Annotated in this window: 19 protein-coding genes; 6 read left to right on the forward strand and 13 right to left on the reverse strand. The window is 34.1% G+C overall.

Features of this window, described 5'->3' with window-relative positions; genetic code table 11:
- Positions 1-120: 120 nt before the first annotated feature.
- On the forward strand, positions 121-1,773 hold the full coding sequence (locus GM3708_RS07310; RefSeq protein ID WP_066345253.1) for an acetolactate synthase large subunit: 1,653 nt from the start codon (positions 121-123) through the stop codon (positions 1,771-1,773).
- 178 nt (positions 1,774-1,951) lie between these two features.
- The gene (locus GM3708_RS07315; protein WP_066345254.1) at positions 1,952-2,887 is read left to right on the forward strand and encodes a UPF0104 family protein; all 936 of its coding nucleotides are present in this window, start codon (positions 1,952-1,954) and stop codon (positions 2,885-2,887) included.
- A gap of 88 nt (positions 2,888-2,975) precedes the next feature.
- On the opposite strand, the gene GM3708_RS07320 is transcribed toward GM3708_RS07315, so the two are convergent.
- The 5 genes from GM3708_RS07320 to GM3708_RS07340 all read right to left on the reverse strand — a co-directional run bounded on the left by GM3708_RS07320 (position 2,976) and on the right by GM3708_RS07340 (position 7,695).
- Positions 2,976-3,311: a ribulose bisphosphate carboxylase small subunit gene (locus GM3708_RS07320; RefSeq protein WP_066345255.1), complete on the reverse strand. Its 336-nt coding sequence runs from the start codon at positions 3,309-3,311 to the stop codon at positions 2,976-2,978.
- 3 nt (positions 3,312-3,314) lie between these two features.
- Entirely contained in the window at positions 3,315-3,728 is a 414-nt protein-coding gene (gene rcbX, locus GM3708_RS07325) for a RuBisCO chaperone RbcX (RefSeq protein WP_066345256.1), read from the reverse strand.
- A gap of 180 nt (positions 3,729-3,908) precedes the next feature.
- A complete protein-coding gene (locus tag GM3708_RS07330) occupies positions 3,909-5,327 on the reverse strand; it encodes a form I ribulose bisphosphate carboxylase large subunit (protein WP_066345258.1) in 1,419 nt (472 codons plus the stop codon).
- Positions 5,328-5,815: 488 nt separating this feature from the next.
- Positions 5,816-6,499, reverse strand: coding sequence for a bifunctional 2-polyprenyl-6-hydroxyphenol methylase/3-demethylubiquinol 3-O-methyltransferase UbiG (locus tag GM3708_RS07335; RefSeq protein ID WP_144439291.1), 684 nt, complete (start codon positions 6,497-6,499; stop codon positions 5,816-5,818).
- A 110-nt stretch (positions 6,500-6,609) separates the two neighbouring features.
- A complete protein-coding gene (locus GM3708_RS07340) occupies positions 6,610-7,695 on the reverse strand; it encodes a glycosyltransferase family 4 protein (RefSeq protein WP_066345261.1) in 1,086 nt (361 codons plus the stop codon).
- Between the two features lie 529 nt (positions 7,696-8,224).
- On the opposite strand from GM3708_RS07340, the gene GM3708_RS07345 reads away from it, so the two are divergent.
- Positions 8,225-8,794, forward strand: a complete 570-nt coding sequence (locus tag GM3708_RS07345; protein ID WP_066345262.1) for a cobalamin biosynthesis protein — start codon at positions 8,225-8,227, stop codon at positions 8,792-8,794.
- A 234-nt stretch (positions 8,795-9,028) separates the two neighbouring features.
- Positions 9,029-9,949 carry an NAD(+) kinase gene (locus GM3708_RS07350; protein ID WP_066345263.1) on the forward strand — a complete coding sequence of 307 codons (921 nt, stop codon included), beginning with the start codon at positions 9,029-9,031 and terminating at the stop codon, positions 9,947-9,949.
- Between the two features lie 49 nt (positions 9,950-9,998).
- Here the strand turns inward: GM3708_RS07350 and GM3708_RS07355 are convergent, their stop codons facing one another.
- On the reverse strand, positions 9,999-11,018 hold the full coding sequence (locus tag GM3708_RS07355) for a hypothetical protein (protein WP_066345264.1): 1,020 nt from the start codon (positions 11,016-11,018) through the stop codon (positions 9,999-10,001).
- Positions 11,019-11,230: 212 nt separating this feature from the next.
- Between GM3708_RS07355 and carA the strand changes: the two genes are divergently transcribed.
- A complete protein-coding gene (gene carA, locus GM3708_RS07360; protein ID WP_066345265.1) occupies positions 11,231-12,367 on the forward strand; it encodes a glutamine-hydrolyzing carbamoyl-phosphate synthase small subunit in 1,137 nt (378 codons plus the stop codon).
- Between the two features lie 506 nt (positions 12,368-12,873).
- On the opposite strand, the gene GM3708_RS19620 is transcribed toward carA, so the two are convergent.
- The 6 genes from GM3708_RS19620 to acs all read right to left on the reverse strand — a co-directional run bounded on the left by GM3708_RS19620 (position 12,874) and on the right by acs (position 17,286).
- Positions 12,874-13,002, reverse strand: a complete 129-nt coding sequence (locus tag GM3708_RS19620) for a hypothetical protein (protein WP_255358429.1) — start codon at positions 13,000-13,002, stop codon at positions 12,874-12,876.
- Positions 13,003-13,186: 184 nt separating this feature from the next.
- Positions 13,187-14,464 (reverse strand): protein kinase domain-containing protein, encoded by a 1,278-nt coding sequence (locus GM3708_RS07365; protein WP_066345266.1) that lies wholly within the window; start codon positions 14,462-14,464, stop codon positions 13,187-13,189.
- A gap of 115 nt (positions 14,465-14,579) precedes the next feature.
- The gene (locus GM3708_RS19625) at positions 14,580-14,705 is read right to left on the reverse strand and encodes a type II toxin-antitoxin system HicB family antitoxin (protein WP_255358430.1); all 126 of its coding nucleotides are present in this window, start codon (positions 14,703-14,705) and stop codon (positions 14,580-14,582) included.
- 85 nt (positions 14,706-14,790) lie between these two features.
- Positions 14,791-15,009 carry a DUF6887 family protein gene (locus GM3708_RS07375; protein WP_066345267.1) on the reverse strand — a complete coding sequence of 73 codons (219 nt, stop codon included), beginning with the start codon at positions 15,007-15,009 and terminating at the stop codon, positions 14,791-14,793.
- Positions 15,009-15,185, reverse strand: a complete 177-nt coding sequence (locus tag GM3708_RS18835; RefSeq protein ID WP_173644999.1) for a DUF6888 family protein — start codon at positions 15,183-15,185, stop codon at positions 15,009-15,011. Before GM3708_RS18835 ends, GM3708_RS07375 begins: the two co-directional genes overlap by 1 nt.
- Positions 15,186-15,312: 127 nt before the next feature.
- Positions 15,313-17,286 (reverse strand): acetate--CoA ligase, encoded by a 1,974-nt coding sequence (gene acs, locus GM3708_RS07380; RefSeq protein ID WP_066345269.1) that lies wholly within the window; start codon positions 17,284-17,286, stop codon positions 15,313-15,315.
- A gap of 199 nt (positions 17,287-17,485) precedes the next feature.
- On the opposite strand from acs, the gene GM3708_RS07385 reads away from it, so the two are divergent.
- Positions 17,486-18,277: a hypothetical protein gene (locus GM3708_RS07385; protein WP_066345270.1), complete on the forward strand. Its 792-nt coding sequence runs from the start codon at positions 17,486-17,488 to the stop codon at positions 18,275-18,277.
- Positions 18,278-18,403: 126 nt separating this feature from the next.
- Here GM3708_RS07385 and GM3708_RS07390 read toward each other — a convergent pair whose 3' ends face one another.
- Entirely contained in the window at positions 18,404-20,644 is a 2,241-nt protein-coding gene (locus GM3708_RS07390; RefSeq protein ID WP_066345271.1) for a PBP1A family penicillin-binding protein, read from the reverse strand.
- Between the last annotated feature and the right edge of the window lie 92 nt (positions 20,645-20,736).

Genomic DNA, 20,736 nt, shown 5'->3' on the forward strand with positions numbered 1-20,736 from the left:
TTAATGAAAAAGTTTATATTGGTATATATGATACAAATTCTGAATTTTAGCGATTTTATTGATCACTTTTTTAGAATATAGCAACAAGATTTAACATAATCAAAAATTAGGGGCAAAATCATGGGAGAAATGAATACAGCAGAATTATTAATTAAGTGTTTAGAAAACGAGGGAGTAGAATATATTTTCGGCTTACCGGGAGAAGAAAATTTACACCTTTTAGAGGCTTTAAAAAACTCCTCTATTCAGTTTATCACTACTCGCCATGAACAAGGAGCTGCTTTTATGGCAGATGTTTATGGACGTTTAACGGGAAAAGCTGGAGTTTGTCTTTCTACTCTCGGTCCTGGTGCTACAAATTTAATGACTGGCGTTGCTGATGCTAATTTAGATGGTGCACCTCTTGTGGCTATTACGGGGCAAGTTGGCACAGATAGAATGCACATTGAATCTCACCAATATCTCGACTTAGTTGCTATGTTTGCACCTGTGACTAAGTGGAATAAACAAATTGTACGCCCGGGTATTACCCCCGAAGTTGTGCGCAAGGCTTTTAAAGTAGCCGAACATGAGAAACCCGGGGCAGTACATATTGACTTACCTGAAAATATTGCGGCGATGCCCGTAGAAGGTAAACCTTTGCGTATTGATAATCGAGAGAAAATTTATGCTTCTTATCGCAGTGTTAATGCTGCTTCTTTAGCGATCGCAAAATCAAAAAACCCTCTTATACTAGCAGGAAATGGAGCAATTCGTGCTAATGCTGCCGATGCGTTGACAGAATTTGCCACTCGTTTAAATATTCCTGTGGCGAATACATTTATGGGTAAGGGTGCAATTCCCTACATTCATCCTTTATCATTATGGACTGTGGGGCTACAACAGAGAGATTTTATCACGTGTGCTTTTGAACAAACAGATTTAATTATTGCGGTAGGTTATGATTTGATTGAGTATTCTCCAAAGCGTTGGAATCCTGATGGTACAACTCCCATTATTCATATCGGAGCTAATTCGGCAGAAATTGATAGTAGTTATATTCCTAGCGTCGAAGTAATTGGTGATATTAGCGATTCCTTAGATGAAATTCTGAAAAGATGTGATCGCACAGGTAAACCAACACCTTTTGCAGCTTCTTTACGAAATGAAATACGAGAAGATTATGAACAATATGCCCATGATGAAGGTTTTCCCATTAAACCTCAAAAAATTATTTATGATTTAAGGCAAGTAATGAGTTCGGATGATATAGTTATTTCTGATGTGGGTGCTCATAAAATGTGGATAGCAAGACATTATCATTGTGAATGTCCAAATACTTGTATTATCTCCAATGGTTTCGCCGCTATGGGTATAGCTATTCCGGGTGCTCTTGCGGCTAAATTAGTCAACCCTAATAAAAAAGTAGTAGCAGTAACAGGAGATGGTGGATTTATGATGAATTGTCAAGAATTAGAAACAGCTTTAAGAGTAAAAACTCCTTTTGTAACACTAATCTTTAATGATAACGGTTATGGTTTAATTGGATGGAAGCAAATGAATCAATTTGGCTCTAAAAGCTATGTTGATTTTGGTAACCCTGATTTTGTGAAATTTGCTGAAAGTATGGGATTAAAAGGCTATAGAGTCACTTCTGCTGAAGATTTAATCCCGACTCTAAAGACTGCTTTAGAACAGGATGTTCCAGCCGTAATTGATTGTCCTGTTGATTATCGAGAAAATATCCGTTTTTCCCGTAAAGCAGGAGATTTAGCTTGTCAAATCTGGGAATAGAAAAATTAATAATTAACAATTAATAATTAACAATTAGTAAGATTTTTTAATAAGCTAAAACGTATTTAACTAGAATCTTTTAAAATTAATAAAAATTTTTAAAACTCTTACTCAGTTTACTATTGCCCATTGCTGACTCTCATCATTCTAATTAGATATATTTTAGATTCAATATTTTATGAGTAAAAAAATTCGTCAATTAATTCCGATTGTTTTTGTCTTGATTTTATTCTCGGTATCAATCATAGCCATCGTCTCTGAATTAAAAAAATACAGTATAGAATCAGTATGGTTATACTTACAAAATATTCCCCGTTGGCATAAAATAACCGCATTATTGATGACAATATTAGGTTACGGATTAATGACAGGATATGACTTACTTGGATTTGCTCACATTCAGCAAAAATTAGCACCTCTAAAAATAGCTTTTACCGCCTTTATTAGTTATGCAGTTGGTAATACAGTTGGCTTCACCGCTTTTTCTGGTACTGCTATCCGTTATCGCTATTATGGTTTATGGGGTATCTCTAAAATAAAGATAGCGGAATTAATCGTTTTTACTCATCTAACTTTTTGGTTAGGATTATTTAGTGTCAGTGGTATTGTATGCTTATTAGATCCCTTAACCTTACCCGCTGTTATCAAACTACCTTTTAAATCGATACACCCATTGGGATTTATTTTTTTATTTTTAGTATTAATCTATTTTATTGTTAGTGTCACCATTAAACATTCTTTAAAATTTGGTGAAGATGAAATAACTTTTCCAAAACCCGTTATCTCATTCGCCAGTATTCTTGTTACTGCTTTTGATTGGGGTATCGCCGCTTCAGTACTTTATTTATTATTACCAGTTGATACCCATTTATCTTTTATTGGTTTCTTCGGTATTTATATTGTAGCTTTAACCACAGGATTTATTAGTAATGTACCGGGTGGATTAGGGGTATTTGAAACTGTAATTTTATATTTACGTCCTGAATCAGTTAGTGCCGCCGATATGTTAGGGGGATTAATTGCTTATCGTATAGTCTATTTTTTTGTCCCTTTAATTGTTGCACTGTTGCTAATTATTATTCAAACATGGAACAGTAAACATTCACATTTATAAGACATCTTTTTCATTCATTCTCTTTCAAAAAAAACAGGGCAGACAATAAAGCCCACCCCATCATTAATTTAAGATTTAAAGATTAATCTTAGAAACGACTTGCGTTAGGTTTGTGAACGATGAAACTAACAGTTTGACACTGTCTGAGATTGTCAAAAGCAATAACTCTGATATAAGAATCGGAATATTGTGCTTTACATTCACGAACTTCATTTAATACTTCTTGGGGAGAGAAAGCATTAAATAAAGGTAATTTCCATAAAGTCCAGTGGTGATCAGTAGGTAAAGGATCTTTTTCAAATTCGATGGCAGGAATAAATCCTTGATCTAATAAGTACTGAACTTGTTTAACGATTTGTTGATCGGTTAAAGGAGGTAAATAAGATAAGGTCTCGTAACGACGCTCTTTTCCTAAAGTTTGCATTTTTTATTCTTCCTTGTTTTCTGATTGATTAGATTCTAGATTTGGTTCATCTACAGAAGATGACGTTAATGAAGAAGATTGAGTTTGGGTTAAACGCTCTAAAAGATGACGGCGGTGTTCCATATTAGATTGTTCGATATTTGTCTTTACCATTTCTGGTAAAAATTCCACAATTTGCTCTGCTAAATCTTGTCTTACTGTAAGAATTCTTAATACTAACTCTTTGTTTTCTTTCATCAAATTATTGATATAGAAGTCACTATCTTGAACTTTTTTGCGATCGCTATAATCACTAAGCCAAATAGCTTGTCCGGGGTTAGTTTCCGAGAGTTGTTCAATAATGACTCTTACGGCTTGATAAGTGAGATAACTTTGCAAAACCTTTGCCGTATCCTTAACGACTTGTTTATAAGTCATAAATTTTAGTAAATATCAGTTTTCAGTTATCAGAATTTTAATAATAAGTACAATTACTCAATTAATAATTTCATTATTCTCTTTATCTTAAGAATTTTTGTTCATTAATTACTATTAATACTTATTTTTCCTGACTTCTGTACAGGCGTAATATATTACGCCCCTACTGATTACTAAAATTTAGAGAGTATCAACGGTGTCAAACTCGAACTTAATTTCTTTCCAAAGTTCAAGAGCCGCAGCTAACTCAGGACTCCAACGACCTGCTTCACGAAGAACATCGTTACCTTCACGAGCTAAAGAACGACCTTCGTTACGAGCTTGAACACAGGCTTCTAAAGCTACACGGTTAGCGGTTGCACCAGGTGCATTACCCCATGGGTGTCCTAAAGTACCACCACCGAATTGTAAACAAGAATCATCACCGAAGATTTCAACCAATGCGGGCATGTGCCATACGTGGATACCACCAGAAGCAACAGGCATTACACCGGGTAAAGAAGCATAATCTTGGGTAAAGAATACACCACGAGAACGATCTTCTTCAACGTAATCTTCACGCATTAAGTCAACGAAACCTAAAGTTACAGCGCGATCACCTTCTAATTTACCGACAACAGTACCAGAGTGTAAATGATCACCACCAGATAGACGTAAACATTTAGCTAAAACACGGAAGTGAATACCATGATTTTTCTGACGGTCAACTACTGCGTGCATTGCACGGTGAATGTGGAGTAATAAACCGTTATCACGACACCATCTTGCGAGGGTAGTGTTAGCAGTGAAACCACCAGTAAAGAAGTCGTGCATAATGATAGGAGTACCGATTTCTTTAGCGAATTCAGCACGTTTCATCATTTCTTCACAAGTACCTGCAGTAACGTTGAGGTAGTGACCCTTCATTTCATTGGTTTCAGCTTGTGCTTTGGAGATAGCTTCTTGTACAAATAAGAAACGATCACGCCAACGCATGAAAGGCTGAGAGTTAATGTTTTCGTCATCTTTGGTGAAGTCTAAACCACCACGAAGACACTCATAAACTGCACGACCATAGTTTTTAGCTGATAAACCTAATTTAGGTTTAATGGTACAACCTAAGAGAGGACGACCATATTTGTTTAAAATGTCGCGTTCAACAGTAATACCGTGAGGAGGACCTTGATAAGTTTTGATTAAAGCAACAGGGAAACGAATATCTTCTAAACGTAATGCACGAAGAGCTTTGAATCCAAATACGTTACCAACTAAAGAGGTTAAAACGTTAGTGATAGAACCTTCTTCAAATAAATCTAAAGGATAAGCAACAAATACGAAATATTGATTATCTTCGCCGGGTACAGGCTCAACGTTGTAACAACGACCTTTATAACGATCTAAGTCGGTTAAACCATCGGTCCAAACAGTAGTCCAAGTACCAGTAGAGGACTCAGCTGCCACCGCCGCTGCACATTCTTCAGGGGGAACTCCGGGTTGAGGAGTCATTCTGAAACAGGCTAATAAATCAGTATCTTTAGGGGTATAGTCAGGGGTGTAATAAGTCAGGCGGTAGTCCTGTACACCAGCTTTAAATCCACCTTTGGATCCAGCTTGTACCATTTGTCGTTTCCTCCAAATATATAAATTTTCTTTATGGCTTTATTTTTAATAACTTCTATAAACTGGAAGTTAGTTTTAAGCTTTTTACTTTTCGAGTTTCAATCTTATCATGAAGGGGATCAAGTTTTGCATAAAGAATAATTTTTTTTCGACTATTTTTGATTACTATTTTTTCTGATTTTTATTAACTTAACTAATGTTTATCCCTTTGACTTATCTATCTTCTTAAGGATATGGTAAGTGACCTATTTTTTGTTTTTACCATTAAAACGTTACTTACTATATATTTCTTTACATATAGAAAAAAAAGATAATTTTATAAGTTATTATACTTATTTAAAAAACTTATATTAAGAGTTTACTTGTAAAAATATTTTGGTAAAAAGAAAAAATCAACAAGAGGAAATCGTATTACTATTACTTATTAGGAAACTTCTTTCACAAGTCTATTGTTTAATCTCTTTTTTTTAGTAACAAAAGATTACATCTTAATTTTTTATTCCATCCATGATATAGATTTTGTTACCATTTAAACTGATAAGATGTTCAGCTACGTCGAGTGAATAAAAATAAGTTTCATATCTTGCTAAAACTTCTTGTACACTCTTGAAATGTCTAACGTGACCTGTGGCTGGATAATTAGGCACGGTTCCATAAAAACGAGTTTCAGGACGGATTTTTTGAATTATTTCAAGGTCTTTATCTACATGCTCTAGAACCTCGGTACAAAGAATAGCATCATAGTTATAAATATCAAACAAATCTGTCTCAAAAGCATCCGCAACTAAAAATTGTAAGTTTGGACAAAGTTTTTTGGCGTAGTCAACCCGTTTTGGGCTAAAGTCAAACCCCAAATAATTTGGTAATCCCTGATCAAACAAAAAAAGCCCCATTTGACCAGTTCCACAACCAACATCTAACAGAGAGTTAATTTTTTTTAGTCTTATGCGATCTGCAATAATTGACCATAAAGAATAATATCCTGATTGCGTATAATGTTTTCGTAAATAGTCTTGTTCTAAAAACTTTTCATCGTAAAACTCTGGAGGCTGTTCAGTACCGTACACCCAAGTAGGAGAAGAACGGAAGGACGGCATGATGTTTAATGGAGAATTTGCCAACAGTTTTTTGACAAAGGATTTTGATTTATTGAGAAAACTACTTGTTTTCACTATTCCATAAGGGTTTGACTTGTGAGTTATTTTACATAATAGATCATTATTTGTGAATATGCAATTACTTTTTGAAATATAATTAAAATTTAATTAAAAAACAATGTAGATTAATCATTAGTGTTTGCATCAACCTTACGATTACGCCAAACTTGCCAAGCCGTATAAATCAATAACATCGTTGCACCGAAAGCATATACTCCTCCACTAGGAAATCCTGAAAAAACTAAGGCAAAACTACCTACCCAAAGAGTTAATGAATAAATAAATAAAACGGTTAAACGTTGAGAAATTCCTGCATCTAAAAGACGATGATGTAAGTGACGTTTATCGGCTAAAAAAGGAGATTTTCCCTGCATGACACGGGATATAATTACCCAAGACATATCCAAAATCGGTACAGCAAGAATAATATAAGGTAAAATCACAGCAGTAACGGCGGCAGTTTTCGCTAAACCAATCACCCCAACACCAGCTAACATAAAACCCATAAAATAAGCACCACCATCCCCCATAAAAATTTCAGCAGGATTAAAGTTATATTTTAAAAATCCTAGTGCTCCTCCAGCTAATGCAGCGGCTAATAATGCAGCGGCTGGTTGATTCATAAACAAACTAACTATTAACATAACGACTGCACCGATACCACACACCCCTGCGGCTAATCCATCTAAACCATCAATCCAATTGATAGCATTTACCATTCCTACTAACCAAATAATAGTAATGGGAAGACTTAACCACCACATATTCAGGTTGATTAATTCACCAAAAGGAAGGGTAAAAAATTCAATTCTTACTCCCTTATACCATGCAAAACCAGCAATGATCGATTGCATTATTAAACGAGAGGAAGGGGATAAGTTAAATAAATCATCTGCTAAACCAATAAAAAAGAAAAAAATAGCACCAATGGTTACACCCCAAATTTCTGCATCTTTTTCCGGAGATAATATGCCAAATCCTCCTAGCCACCATACCACTAATAAACCTGCGGTTGTTCCGGCAAAAATTGCTACCCCTCCAATGCGTACGATGGGTTTCCGATGTACTTTTCTGGCATCTGGTTTATCTACATGACCACTTCTTAAGCCAATACTCTTGACTATTGGGGTGCTCCACAATACAACATTCATAGCAACAAGAAAGGCAATAAGATGGAATATTTCGTTGGCTTGGGATAATTCTCCAATCATGTCTATTTTTGAGGGGTGAAAATGAAAATTCTAATTTAATAATAGCTTTATTAAGTAATATTAACTTGAGATGGTTATTGTTCAATGTTTTTTTTATCTTTAGAACTGTCAAGTATTAATTATTTGTAAGTAATATCGATTATTTTTTTATTTTCAACCCTTACACTTTCAATTGTGAATTTTATTTTTACAAAGCTCTTAATAACAATAAGTTTAAACTCATTGCCTATATATAATTAATTTTGCCCAAGTAGTTAATTACTGCTACTGAAGATAATATTTTTAAACTTGAATCTTTGAGTCAAATTACAGAAGAAACTTTATGGTTGGCTAAAAAATTAGAAAATAATCAATTAATGGCTCAATATTACGATAATTCTTTAAAAGAACATTAAAAAAATATTTGCGAAAATTATCAAGGAATTATTTTTAATTTAACTGTTGGCGGAGTAATATGTTTAATCTTTCCGTTGTTGACAAATAAAAAAATGATCTCACTATTATCGTTATTGATTTTGAGAATTAATCTGTGATTAGCTTATTAAAAGAACATCAAGCTAATATTGATAAATTAACTGAATTAATTGCTCATCAACTAGACTTAAAAGCAATGATTTATATTCATCTACAAAAAACTCCAAATATTAATATTCCCTCTATTATTAGGCATTGTTGTGTTTTATGGGTAGGTATTGGTTGTCAAAAAAATACTTCATTTTCCCTTATTGAATCTGCTGTCACTGAAGTTTTAAATAAGTATAACTTGGAACGAAAAGCCATCGCCTCTTTAGCTACCATTGATATAAAAAGCAGTGAAGTGGGTATTTTAGCTTTAGCTGATAAGTGGCATCTACCTTTAAGCATTTTCACGGCTGAAGAATTAAATCAAATTTCTGTACCCAATCCATCAGCTATAGTTAACCAAGAAGTTGGAACTCGTAGCATTGCAGAGGCTTCTGCTTTAAAAGCTGCTTTATCATTTAATTTCATCGAAAATCGATTAAAATCAGCTAATTTAATCGTCTCTAAACAAATTGTTCATCGAGAAGGCGAAAAAGGAGCTGTTACAGTTGCCATCGCCCAGTCGGCTTTAGAATAAGAATATAACTATTATGAGGGAAATAATATCTCATCGGCTATTGATGACTCCGAAAAGATACTTGAGAAGCTTGAATTTGAGATAAAAAACTCATAAAAACGAGAGTAGCAAAAAAGAAAATAAATATTATAAAAAGCATTGCTAATTGACGATTCTTCATTACCAATCTTTAGTAAAATAAAATTATTCCCTTACCGACTATACTAAAATAAGGAAAATTACACTATAAAAATTGTGCAGCTTGAACAAGTAATTATTGCCTATAAAGCAGGGGATAAAAATAGTAAAAAGTGGGCGGAAAGATGTGCTAAGGAATTAGAAGTCCGTAAATGTAAGGTATTATTAGGTCCTAGTGGCATAAAAGATAATCCTTATCCTGTCTTTTTAGCTTCTGCTACCCAAAAAATTGATTTAGGGATTATTTTAGGTGGTGATGGTACTATTTTAGCCGCTGCTCGTCATTTATCCCCCGAAAGAATACCTATTTTAGCGGTGAATGTGGGGGGACATTTGGGCTTTTTAACTGAACCTTTTTCCTTATTTCAAGACACAGAAAATCTTTGGCATCGTCTCGAAAATGATTTCTATGCGGTAGAAAGACGCATGATGTTAGAAGCTCAAATTTGGGAAAGAAACAAAAAAGATATTGAACCTGTTAGCGATCGCTTTTTCTGCTTAAATGAGATGTGCGTTAAACCAGCCTGTTTAGATCGAATGCCCACTGCTATGCTTGAAATGGAGGTAGATGGAGAAGTAGTTGATCAATATCATGGAGATGGTTTAATTGTCTCTACTCCCACAGGCTCAACTTGTTATACTGCATCAGCTAATGGTCCTATTATACACCCTGGAATGAGTGCTATTGCGGTTACGCCCATATGTCCTTTAAGTTTATCCAGTCGCCCTTTATTATTACCTCCTCGCTCTGTTGTAAGTATTTGGACATTAGGAGATTATGAATTAAATAATAAATTATGGATGGATGGAGTGTTAGCAACTTCAATATGGCCAGGGCAGTGGGTAAGTATACAAATGGCAGATTGTCAAGCCCAATTTATTATCTTGAGAGAATCCCATTCTTTTTATAAAACCCTACGAGAAAAACTACAATGGGCTGGTGCAAGAATTTATCATGAAAACAACCATCGAAATTAATTAGGATTTACTGAAAAAGTCGAAAATTTCAAACACTACCAAGATTATTTTAAACTAAAGAATAAATTTTGCCATCAATCAGAATACGACTGATACCCTTAGCCTGTAAAAATGATGAGGTTTTTTGTAAAATTCTGCCATCTGGCACTTTTATCACTTTTCCTTTACGATCACAAAATCGTTTAGCGACTCGATGATTATCAAATACTGGTAAAGTGCGTTGTTGAGTTTCTTGTCCGGGTATTTTACCTAAATCAGCAAATTCTCTCAAGGGTTTAGTAATTAATTCTGAATAACGATCAATCACAAGATAACAAACTTTAGGAAAATTTGCTTTTGCTAAAGGTAAGACTTGTAATAGTTCAGAGGTAATATGTTTTTTTGTGATGGGTTGAATTTCATCTTCATCATCTTCATCATCCTCATCATCTTCATCATCCTCATCTTCCATATCCTCACCAAACATTGCGGCTAAAGCATTAACGGATTCGAGATTATCTTCTTCGTCTAATTCTCCTTCTTCTTCTATTTGTGTATCGTCAATTATATTTTCTTCTTCAAATGGAGGTGTAACGACTTCTTCTGGTTCAAATAAAATATTATTTGATTCTTTATCTGTTTTTGGACTGTTTTTTATGATAGGTTTATTAATATTAATGGAAACTTCTGAGATGGAATCTTCTTGAACACAAACCTCTAAAATAAGGTTTTCTTCTTCTTGTATAACAGTTTCTTCTACAGGAGGAATTTCCGATGTCGGATTAATACTTACCTGTGTTTCAGGAATAATCTCTGATAATAATGTTTGTGTTTCTACTTCTGTTGTTGAGTTTAAGTTTAATTGTGCTTGATTTTCTGTTTCCCCCGAGCCTCTGGTAGTACGAGCAAGACGTTTTTCTTGTATCAAATCTTCATATTCTAAATCCGATAAACTGATTTTGAGAAAACGACTAACTGTAGAACTACTCACCCCAAAACGTACCGCTAAAGTTGAAGTAGTTTCTTCTGTGTTGCGATATAGTTCTAAGATTTCTTGGCGATCGCCATCAGACAATTTTCTCGGACTCATAATCTCAACCTTACTCGTTAATGTAGTCAAACTCAAACTAATCTAGCCATTATTAATGTGACTTATGTTAGTGCTATTTGTCAAGAATAGCTCAAATAAGAGTATCACTATCAGCTAATTTTAATGTACATTGCTTATTAGTATATTTAATCTGAACCTCAGATAAAGTGACCTAATTGCATTATCTCAAATAAAATTTATTTCTCTTACTTATGTCTATCTTGCGTTTTAATCCTGCATTATTAGTTTTAGCCGATGGTACATCTTATGAAGGCTATGCTTTTGGTGCAAAAGGTACAACTTTCGGAGAAGTCGTTTTCAACACAGGCATGACAGGTTATCAAGAAGTCATGACAGATCCTAGTTATTCTGGTCAAATAGTTACTTTTACTTATCCTGAATTAGGTAATACGGGTGTCAACTCTGAAGATGAAGAATCTGCGAAACCTCATATCAAAGGAGTTATTGCCCGTAACATTACAGAAAAACCGAGTAACTGGCGATCAACTCAATCATTACCAGACTATTTAAAACAACATAACATTGTAGGAATTTATGGCATCGACACTCGTGATTTAACTCGTCGTTTACGCTCATCAGGAGCAATGAATGGGGTGATTTCTAGTGAAATACTAGATCCTGACCAATTACTCGTTCAACTTCAAGCAGTACCTTCTATGGCAGGTTTAAACCTTGTTCAAGAGATTAGTACAAAAGAAATTTATGAATGGACAGAACCCACCTCCACAGAATGGGAATTTAGTCATCGTACTAATTTAGAAGAAGAAAAATTCACCGTTGTCGCTATTGATTTTGGAGTTAAACGTAATATTTTACGTCGTTTAGCTAGTTATGGTTGTAAAGTGGTTGTTGTTCCTGCCAACACTCCTCCTGAAGACATCCTTAAATATAATCCTGATGGTATTTTTCTGTCTAATGGACCTGGAGATCCCTCTGCTGTGGCAGAAGGTATCGAAACGGCAAAAGCTTTATTAGAAGCAAAAAAACCAACTTTTGGTATTTGTATGGGGCATCAAATTCTCGGTTTATCATTAGGAGCGGAAACTTTTAAATTAAAATTTGGTCATCGAGGTTTAAATCAACCTTGTGGGTTAAAACAAAAAGTAGAAATAACCAGTCAAAATCACGGTTTTGCCGTTACAGAAGAATCTTTAGGTGCTGATATAGAAATTACTCACCTAAATTTAAATGATCGCACAGTAGCAGGACTCAAACATAAAACTTTACCCTTTTTCTCCGTACAATATCATCCAGAAGCTAGTCCTGGTCCTCATGATGCTGATTATTTATTCGAGCAATTTGTGAAAATGATGCGCGATCATAAGTAGGTAATAAATGATAAGTAATAAGTAAGAAATGATTTTATCACTGCGGTAAAAGTATTCCTGAATTTTATTGATTGTCCAACAGTCGGTAAAATGAGATTGCCTCCACTGTACTATTATAAATTTAAAGGTTATCTAAAAAGCCTACTAATAGAGCAACTTAAGCTCCTTCTCTTAATTTATCTAATATACTACGATTTTCTAACATAGAAGTATCTCCTGTTACTTCCTGCCCAGAGGCTAAACTACGCAATAATCTGCACATGATTTTACCCTATCAAGTTTTCGGCACTCCTTACCGTAAATGGGATCTCTCCTGAACAAGCGATCGCACTTATTTTAAAAATATGACCCCTAAATCTTTACAAATTTTTTTAGCAAGAATATCAGGAATTTTATTATGTCGGGGAATAGCTGATCGTTTATTTTAAGACGGATTATGCCAACATCAATGATTACCACCTTCTCTCAACAATTCAGATTCTTGAGAGTGAAGATAACGCAAAAGCTCACTTCTTTTTATATAACTTATATGACAACTGCAATTTTTCCTCAAAATAACTACCATCTGCCGAATTAATAGCTTCTTGTGGATTAAATTCTAAAGCCTGTTCTAAGGTGATTTTTAAATTTTCCATTAATTAATTATAGGCGAGTCTTTTCTTGACAATTAATCCCTAGTATTTCTTGAATTCAACCTAATTGTCAACCATCAATTTTTATTTTGATCTGATTAGGTTTTGATTCAATTTTATGAATAACAAAATCAATAATTTTCATATTATATATCTAATCTTTTTCTCGCCTCTGCCAGAGTTAAAGCTAAGAAATAATTGTTAAAGAATAATGATTATTATACAAAATTACAGTACCATTATCTTCTAGTTTGAGATGAGAAATTAATCTATTAGCTGTATTAGAAGCCCAAGGATTAAAACCATCAAAATAAATCACAAAATTACCATCTTCTTGCATAACCGCACTTATAGGTTTTCTACCATTTGTACCTGAAGCCCATATAGCTTTTGAAGACCTACAATTATATAATACCAAGTTTCCATCTGCTTGAAGTACTAGACTATAATTACCATTAGCAGATATTAAAAATTCATTTACCGATAAAAATTCACCTGATTTAAGGGTGTCTTTATTTGTATTAATAGTATTATTTACCTTATTTTCTATAGTTTTATGTATCGGAATTTTATCTAATACACTCTCTTTTTTCAATAGTAAAATATTAAAAACTTCATCGACAGATTGATAACGTTTTTTATAAGCAAATTCTACCAATTTATCTAAAATATTTCCTAAATCATTACTAACAAAATTATTGTTTAAATAATCACGCCAAACCCAATTACCTTCTCCCATATCAAATAAATTAAAAGGTTCAATTCCTGTTAATAAATGTAAGCAAGTTACCCCTAAACTATATAAATCACTGCAATATTGAGGTTTCCCAAAAGATTGTTCGGGAGGACAATACTGAGCCGAACCTATAACGGTAGCAGTGATGGATAAACGACTATTTTCGACAACTTTTGAAGCACCAAAATCAACTAAAAATAAATTGTTATCTTCCCTTCTTCTAATAATATTTTCAGGTTTAATATCTCGGTGAATTATATTATTTTGATGAACAAATTTTAAGACATTTAATATATTTATTAATAAAGCCTTAATTTTCTGCTCATTAAAATTACCTTGAGAGTTTAATTCTTGCTTTAAATTTTGTCCTTCAATAAATTGTTGAATTAAATATTGACGATTATCTTGAATAAAATAAGCTAATAATTCAGGTATTTGAGAATGTTTGCCTAACTCGTCTAATCGGTGAGCTTCTTGGGCAAATAATTCCGATGCTTTTTCTAAATTATCTGTGCCTTGAGCTTGGAGTAAAAATTGTTTTATTACGCAATAAGACTTAGATGGTTTATCTTCATCAATAGCTAAAAAAGTTCTACCAAAACCACCTTGTCCAATTATTTTTACCGCTCTATAACGTTCTTTTAATAATAATTTATTACCACATTTTTGACACATTTTATCACTTAATTCATTTTCTGCCAAACATTCAGGATTAAGGCATTTACTCATAATAGTTACACAAATAATTTCACAGTTTCTGGTAAGTATAAACTTGATTTAATAAGATTCAACTTAATTATAAATAATGCTTAATCTTATAATCAAACTTTTATATTTAGGTAACTTATAAATTTTTCGGTTGAGGAATAATATCTCTTTCTTGTTGCCATATTTCTAAATACATTTCGATAACTTCCTCTCCATGTTCGATCGCTTCTTGACGAGTTTTACCGTGACAACAAGGCATCATTTTTTTCCGAAAATTCAGGTATTGTTACTAAAAAAAGTTGATCTTCTTCTGATCATTCAATTAGCATAGTATATTGAATCATTGATTATTTTTCTCCTTGATTTTTCTGTTTTTGTAACTTTGCTTGAATAGCCTTTTCTATTTTTAGGTCGAAATCAGGATCACCTACTTTTGTAATTACTTTTCTCTGTTGCTGATTTTTTCTGTCTAAATAAGCGTGTAAAGCAGATGGATTATTTTTATGTGCTAAAAAGTATTTTTTTAACGCCTCATCGGACATTGTAGTATAATTAATATCAGACATTAAAGCACCTCCCCAATGGGTGTAATTTCCATCTCAATATTCTCCTCATCTCCTGCCAAAATAAACAGATTACCTGTTCTTTCATCAAGACAAATAAGGTGAATTGGTTGCAAAGCTCGATAAGTTAAATAATAACAAATTCGATAAAGACCTTCTAATTGTTGCGAAGTTGGCATAAATTCACCCTAATAATTATCAGAAATTGATCTCCTCGGTTTCATAAATAAATCTTCATGATGGTAATATAAATCATTTTCATTATCAAATAGTTGGGTTTTGTTTCCTCCACCCAACCTACTTTTATTATGCTCCCTCTCTTAATTTATCTAAGACACTACGATCTTCTAAAGTAGAAGTGTCTCCTGTCACTTCCTGCCCAGAAGCCAGGCTACGCAATAATCGACGCATAATTTTACCCGATCGAGTTTTGGGCATTCCATCAGTAAATCTGATCTCTCCCGGACGGGCGATCGCCCCAATTTCTTGTACTACATGGGCTTTAAGTTCATTCGCTAACTCATCGCTAGGGATAAAATCACCTTCGAGGGTGACAAAAGCAAAGATTTCCTCCCCTTTAATTTCATCAGGTTTACCAACAACGGCGGCTTCTGCTACCGCAGGATGAGATACTAAAGCCGATTCTACCTCCATCGTACCTAAACGGTGTCCCGAAACGTTAATCACATCATCAACACGCCCCATTACCCAAAAATAGCCGTCTTCATCTCGTCTTGCACCATCCCCAGCAAAATACAAATATTTTCCATCTTTCGGCGCTATATGCTCCCAATAGGTGTTACGGAATCTGTCAGGATCACCATATACTGTTCTCATCATACCGGGCCAAGGATGTTTTATCACCAAATAACCGCCCTCGTTATCCTCAACAGAATTGCCCTCTAAATCCACAATATCCGCCATGATGCCGGGAAAAGGATGGGTCGCAGAGCCGGGTTTTGTGGGGGTAGCACCGGGTAAAGGAGTAATCATCACTCCTCCTGTTTCTGTTTGCCACCATGTATCGACTATGGGACATTTTTCCTTACCAATTACCTTATGATACCACATCCACGCTTCTGGATTAATGGGTTCGCCCACCGTACCTAAAAGCCTTAAAGATGATAAATCACGAGCGTTGGGGTGATGTTCGCCCATTTTGATAAAAGCACGAATAGCGGTAGGGGCAGTGTAAAATATATTTACGCCGTATTTCTCGATTATATCCCAAAAACAACCGAGATTAGACGGACGGGGTACACCTTCATACATAACAGTTGTCGCACCATTGGAAAGAGGTCCATAAACTATGTAACTATGCCCGGTAATCCATCCCACATCGGCAGTACACCAATATACATCATCGTCACGAAGATCAAAAATCCACTTAGTCGTCATGTGAGAGTAAAGGTTATAGCCTCCTGTTGTATGCACAACTCCTTTAGGCTTCCCTGTACTACCACTGGTATAGAGAATAAATAACATATCTTCACTATCCATTGCTTCAGCTTCACAATGGGCGGATACTCCAGCTTGTAAGTCGTGCCACCAATGATCTCTACCTACTTCCATAGAGACTTTTTCCTTCGTGCGTTGTACTACTAACACGTTTTCGACATTGGGGGCTTGATTATCAGCAATGGCTAAGTCCACTTGCTCTTTAAGGGCTACAATTTTATCTTTACGGAAACCACCATCGGCGGTGACGACTAATTTAGCGGATGCGGCGTTAATTCTATCTCTCAAGGCTTCGGCACTAAAACCGCCAAATACTACACTATGCACCGCTCCAATTCTGGCACAGGCTAACATGGCGATCGCCGCTTCAGGAATCATGGGCATATAAATTGCCACTATATCACCTTTTTTGACTCCTAACTGCTTCATGACGTTAGCAAATTGACAGACCTCTCTATGCAATTGAGCATAGGTTAAAGTACGACTGTCACCGGGTTCGCCTTCCCAAATAATAGCGGCTTTGTTGCGTCTCCAAGTAATTAGATGTCTGTCTAAACAGTTGTAGGATATATTAATTTTGCCATTGACAAACCATTTAGCAAAGGGAGGATTACTCCAGTCTAATACTTGCTCCCATTTTTGAAACCAATTTAATTCTTTTTCCGCTAAATCGGCCCAAAATTCCGTAGGATTATTAATAGACTGTTGATATAATAATTGATAGTTTGTCCAACTTTTAATCTGTGCTTTTTCTGCAAATTCTGATGGCGGGGTAAAAGTACGTTTTTCTTGTAAGATTGATTCAATTGTTGGTTGTGTCATAATCAAATATATAAATATAAATTCTACTAGGATAAAAGATTAACCTATTTGTTCAATTTTTATTGTTAATTTTTATTGATCAATGATAAATAGGTCTAAAAATTATTACACTTAAGAGCTATTGATAAATAATTTAAAAATTTTGTTATATGGTTAATTATTAGAATCAAATTTCAAAAGATTTTTATTCAGTAAAGCTATGAAAATCAAAAAACAAACCTCTCAAATATTAGAGTTAGGGAATAGTAAATTTTATTTAGGAAGATTATTCTTATTTCTTTTTGCAACTCCTTTTTTTTGTGCGGGAATAGCTGTTATTTTCTTTATGGGAACATTAAATACTTTACAATGTAATCGAGTAGAATTTCAACAAATATCTTGTCAATTAATCAGAGAAGGTTTAAGGGGGAAAAAAAATATTGATATTGGTCAAGTATATAGTACAGAGTTAGGAATCAGTGGAGGAGATGAAGGAGATACCTATCGCATTGAATTGAATACATCTGAGGGAATAATTCCTTTAACAGAAGTATATAGTTCAGGCAGTACAAATAAACGAAAACAAGTAAAAAAAATTAATAATTTTATCACTGATAAAACTCAAAATTCTCTAAAAATTAAGCAAGATGATCGACTTTTTGCCTATCCTTTTGGTGGAATTTTTGTGTTGGTTGGTGGTTCTTTAATGCTAGGTTCATTAACATTTTTTAGACAAATTAATTGTATCTTCAATAATGGTAACGGAACGTTTTTTATTAGAGAAGATAATCTATTCCAATCAAAAATAAAACAATATGGATTAGGAGAAATTAAAGAAGTTATAATAGTGGAAGAAAAAGATAGTGATGGAGATAAAATTTTAAAATCAAAAATTATTTTACATCGAGGTTTAGAAATTCCTCTCGATCTTACAGGTAATATTTCTGAAAAAGAAAAGATAATTAAGAGTATCAATCATTTTTTACAATTAACAGATTTCAACAAAAACTAATAACAAAGAAATTACTTTATTAACTTAAGTCAATACATATTTGAAAAACTTTAATGTCAGAAAAAAAATTTTTTTAACATATTACTTATTTTCTACTTTTCTAAATAAAGTTAGATGTGCTTCAGTTTATAAAATTTTTTTCATATAATCACCCCATAATATCGCTGCCTGTCCACTACTGCTATTGGTGGCGGAATTATTATCATTCCCTAACCAAATTCCAGTCACTAAATTATCCTTCGCAACATAACCAATAAACCATAAATCAACACCTTTATTTGTTGTGCCTGTTTTACCCGCTTCATTTTTTCCTATGTAAGCACTTCTACCCGTACCAGATGAAATTACTTGTTGCAACATTTGATCCATTGTTTTGGCAATTTTTGGCTTAATTGCTTGTTTTTGTTCATCTTTATTTTGATTAAAACGGTAAATTTCTCGACAAGTATTATGTTTTTCGTAATCTTCACAATCTCTTCCATCTCGAATTACTTTTATAGCGTGAGGACGTGACCAAATTCCTTGATTGGCAAAAGCCGTATAAGCACCCGTCATTTCTAAAACGTTAACCTCACTTTGTCCTAATATTAAACCCGGTACTGGATTTAAGTTTGACTTTATTCCCATTTTTTTTGCTGTTTCTACTACTTTATTTAAACCAACATCCTTCGCAACTCTCAAGGCAATGGCATTTTCTGATAAAGCTAAACCTTGATACATATTTGTCGCTCCTCCTGATCTTTCACAAGCCCGATAGGTAAATCCTTGCCAACGAAGAGGACTGCAAGAATAGCTCTTATTTGCTGAAATTCCTGCTTCTAAGGCTGCGGTATAAGCAAAAACCTTAAAAGTTGAACCTGGTTGTCTTTGTGCTTGAGTAGCACGATTAAATTGACTTTGTCGATAGTCTTTTCCACCAACTAAAGCAACTATTTCTCCATTTTTAGCTTTAATAGTGGCGATCGCACCTTCAGAAAAATTATTTTGTTTACCGTTAGAGTTCAGATGATTTTTGAGACTTTCTTCCGCAATAGCTTGAATTTTAGGATTCAAAGCTGTTTCAATAATAAAATCTCCTTCCTGAGTCAAATTATCTCCCAATAAGCGATTCATTTCTTGAAAAACGTGACCATAATAATAAGGTGCTAAAATTTTAGATAAAGTTTCTTGTGCTTTAGGGCTAATATAAATTCTTGATCTTCTAGCGTCAGAAGCCTCATCTTTAGTTATCATTCCTGCGTTTAACATTCTTTCTATGACTCGGTTACGTAATTTAACGGCGGTATCATAATCTTGCACAGGATTATAGGCATTAGGTGCAGGTAAAATAGCTACAAGGGTAGCGGATTCAGCTATATCTAAATCTCTGGCAGATTTATCAAAATAAAATTGTGCAGCGTCTTCAAAACCATACAAGTTTACTCCTAAATAAACTCGATTAAGGTAAGTTTTCATGATTTCATCTTTGCTGTAAACTGTTTCTAGCTTCAAGGCTACAATCATTTCCCGTAGTTTACGAGCGAGATTATTTTCTCTCCCCACGTCAGGATAAATACTTCTTGCTAATTGTTGTGTTATAGTACTAGCACCCTGTTTAAGTCCATCTTCTCGTTTATTAATTAATATTGCTCTTAAAATGCCCAAAGGATCAACCCCAAAATGCCAATAGTAGCGACTATCTTCTGATGCCATTAATGCTTGAGGTAAAACAGGAGAAAATTCTTTTAAATCTTCCAATTCTCGGTGAGGGGAATCAATACGAGGAGAAAGTAGGGTTTTACCATCATCACCATACACCACCGTTGAACCCCCAACATGATCAGGAATAGGATAAACGTCATATTTTGCCCATTCAAAGTTGAGCCAAGCGATTATTAATAATAAGCTAACACCGCTCACAATTAAACCATAACGAGCAAAAATCAAAGACTTTGGAGGACATTTATCAAAGCGTATTTCAATCACATCGGCTAATTCTGGCGGTCCAAGGGTGATAATATCGTTATGCTGAAGGGTTAAAGATTGATAACGCTGATTGCCACAATAAACACCGTTAGTTGAATTTAAGTCTCGGATAATAAACTGTTCAGGATTATTAGTATCTCTTTCGATTACACAGTGAGTTTGACTGATAATTGCACTACGAATAACTATATCACAACTTTTAGTACTTCTCCCTATAATATAGCGATCACCTAATAATGGATAAAAAGAGGTATAGTTATCTTGTCCATTTTTAACATGAATTCCTTGTACTTTAGCATTCGGCTTTAAAGTAGGAAAATGTAACTGAGTTTGGATATTTTGCCATATTCCCGTAACTACCTTACTGATAGAAGAATCTGAGTTACCCGAAGGATTATCCATAATTTACGTTCAAACTTTGTCAAAGAAGGAATTTTTAACTATACAAGTATATCTTGAAAATCCTTATCTTTGGATCAATTAATATACCTATT

Origin of the sequence: Geminocystis sp. NIES-3708, assembly GCF_001548095.1 — a bacterium.
Lineage (GTDB): Bacteria > Cyanobacteriota > Cyanobacteriia > Cyanobacteriales > Cyanobacteriaceae > Geminocystis.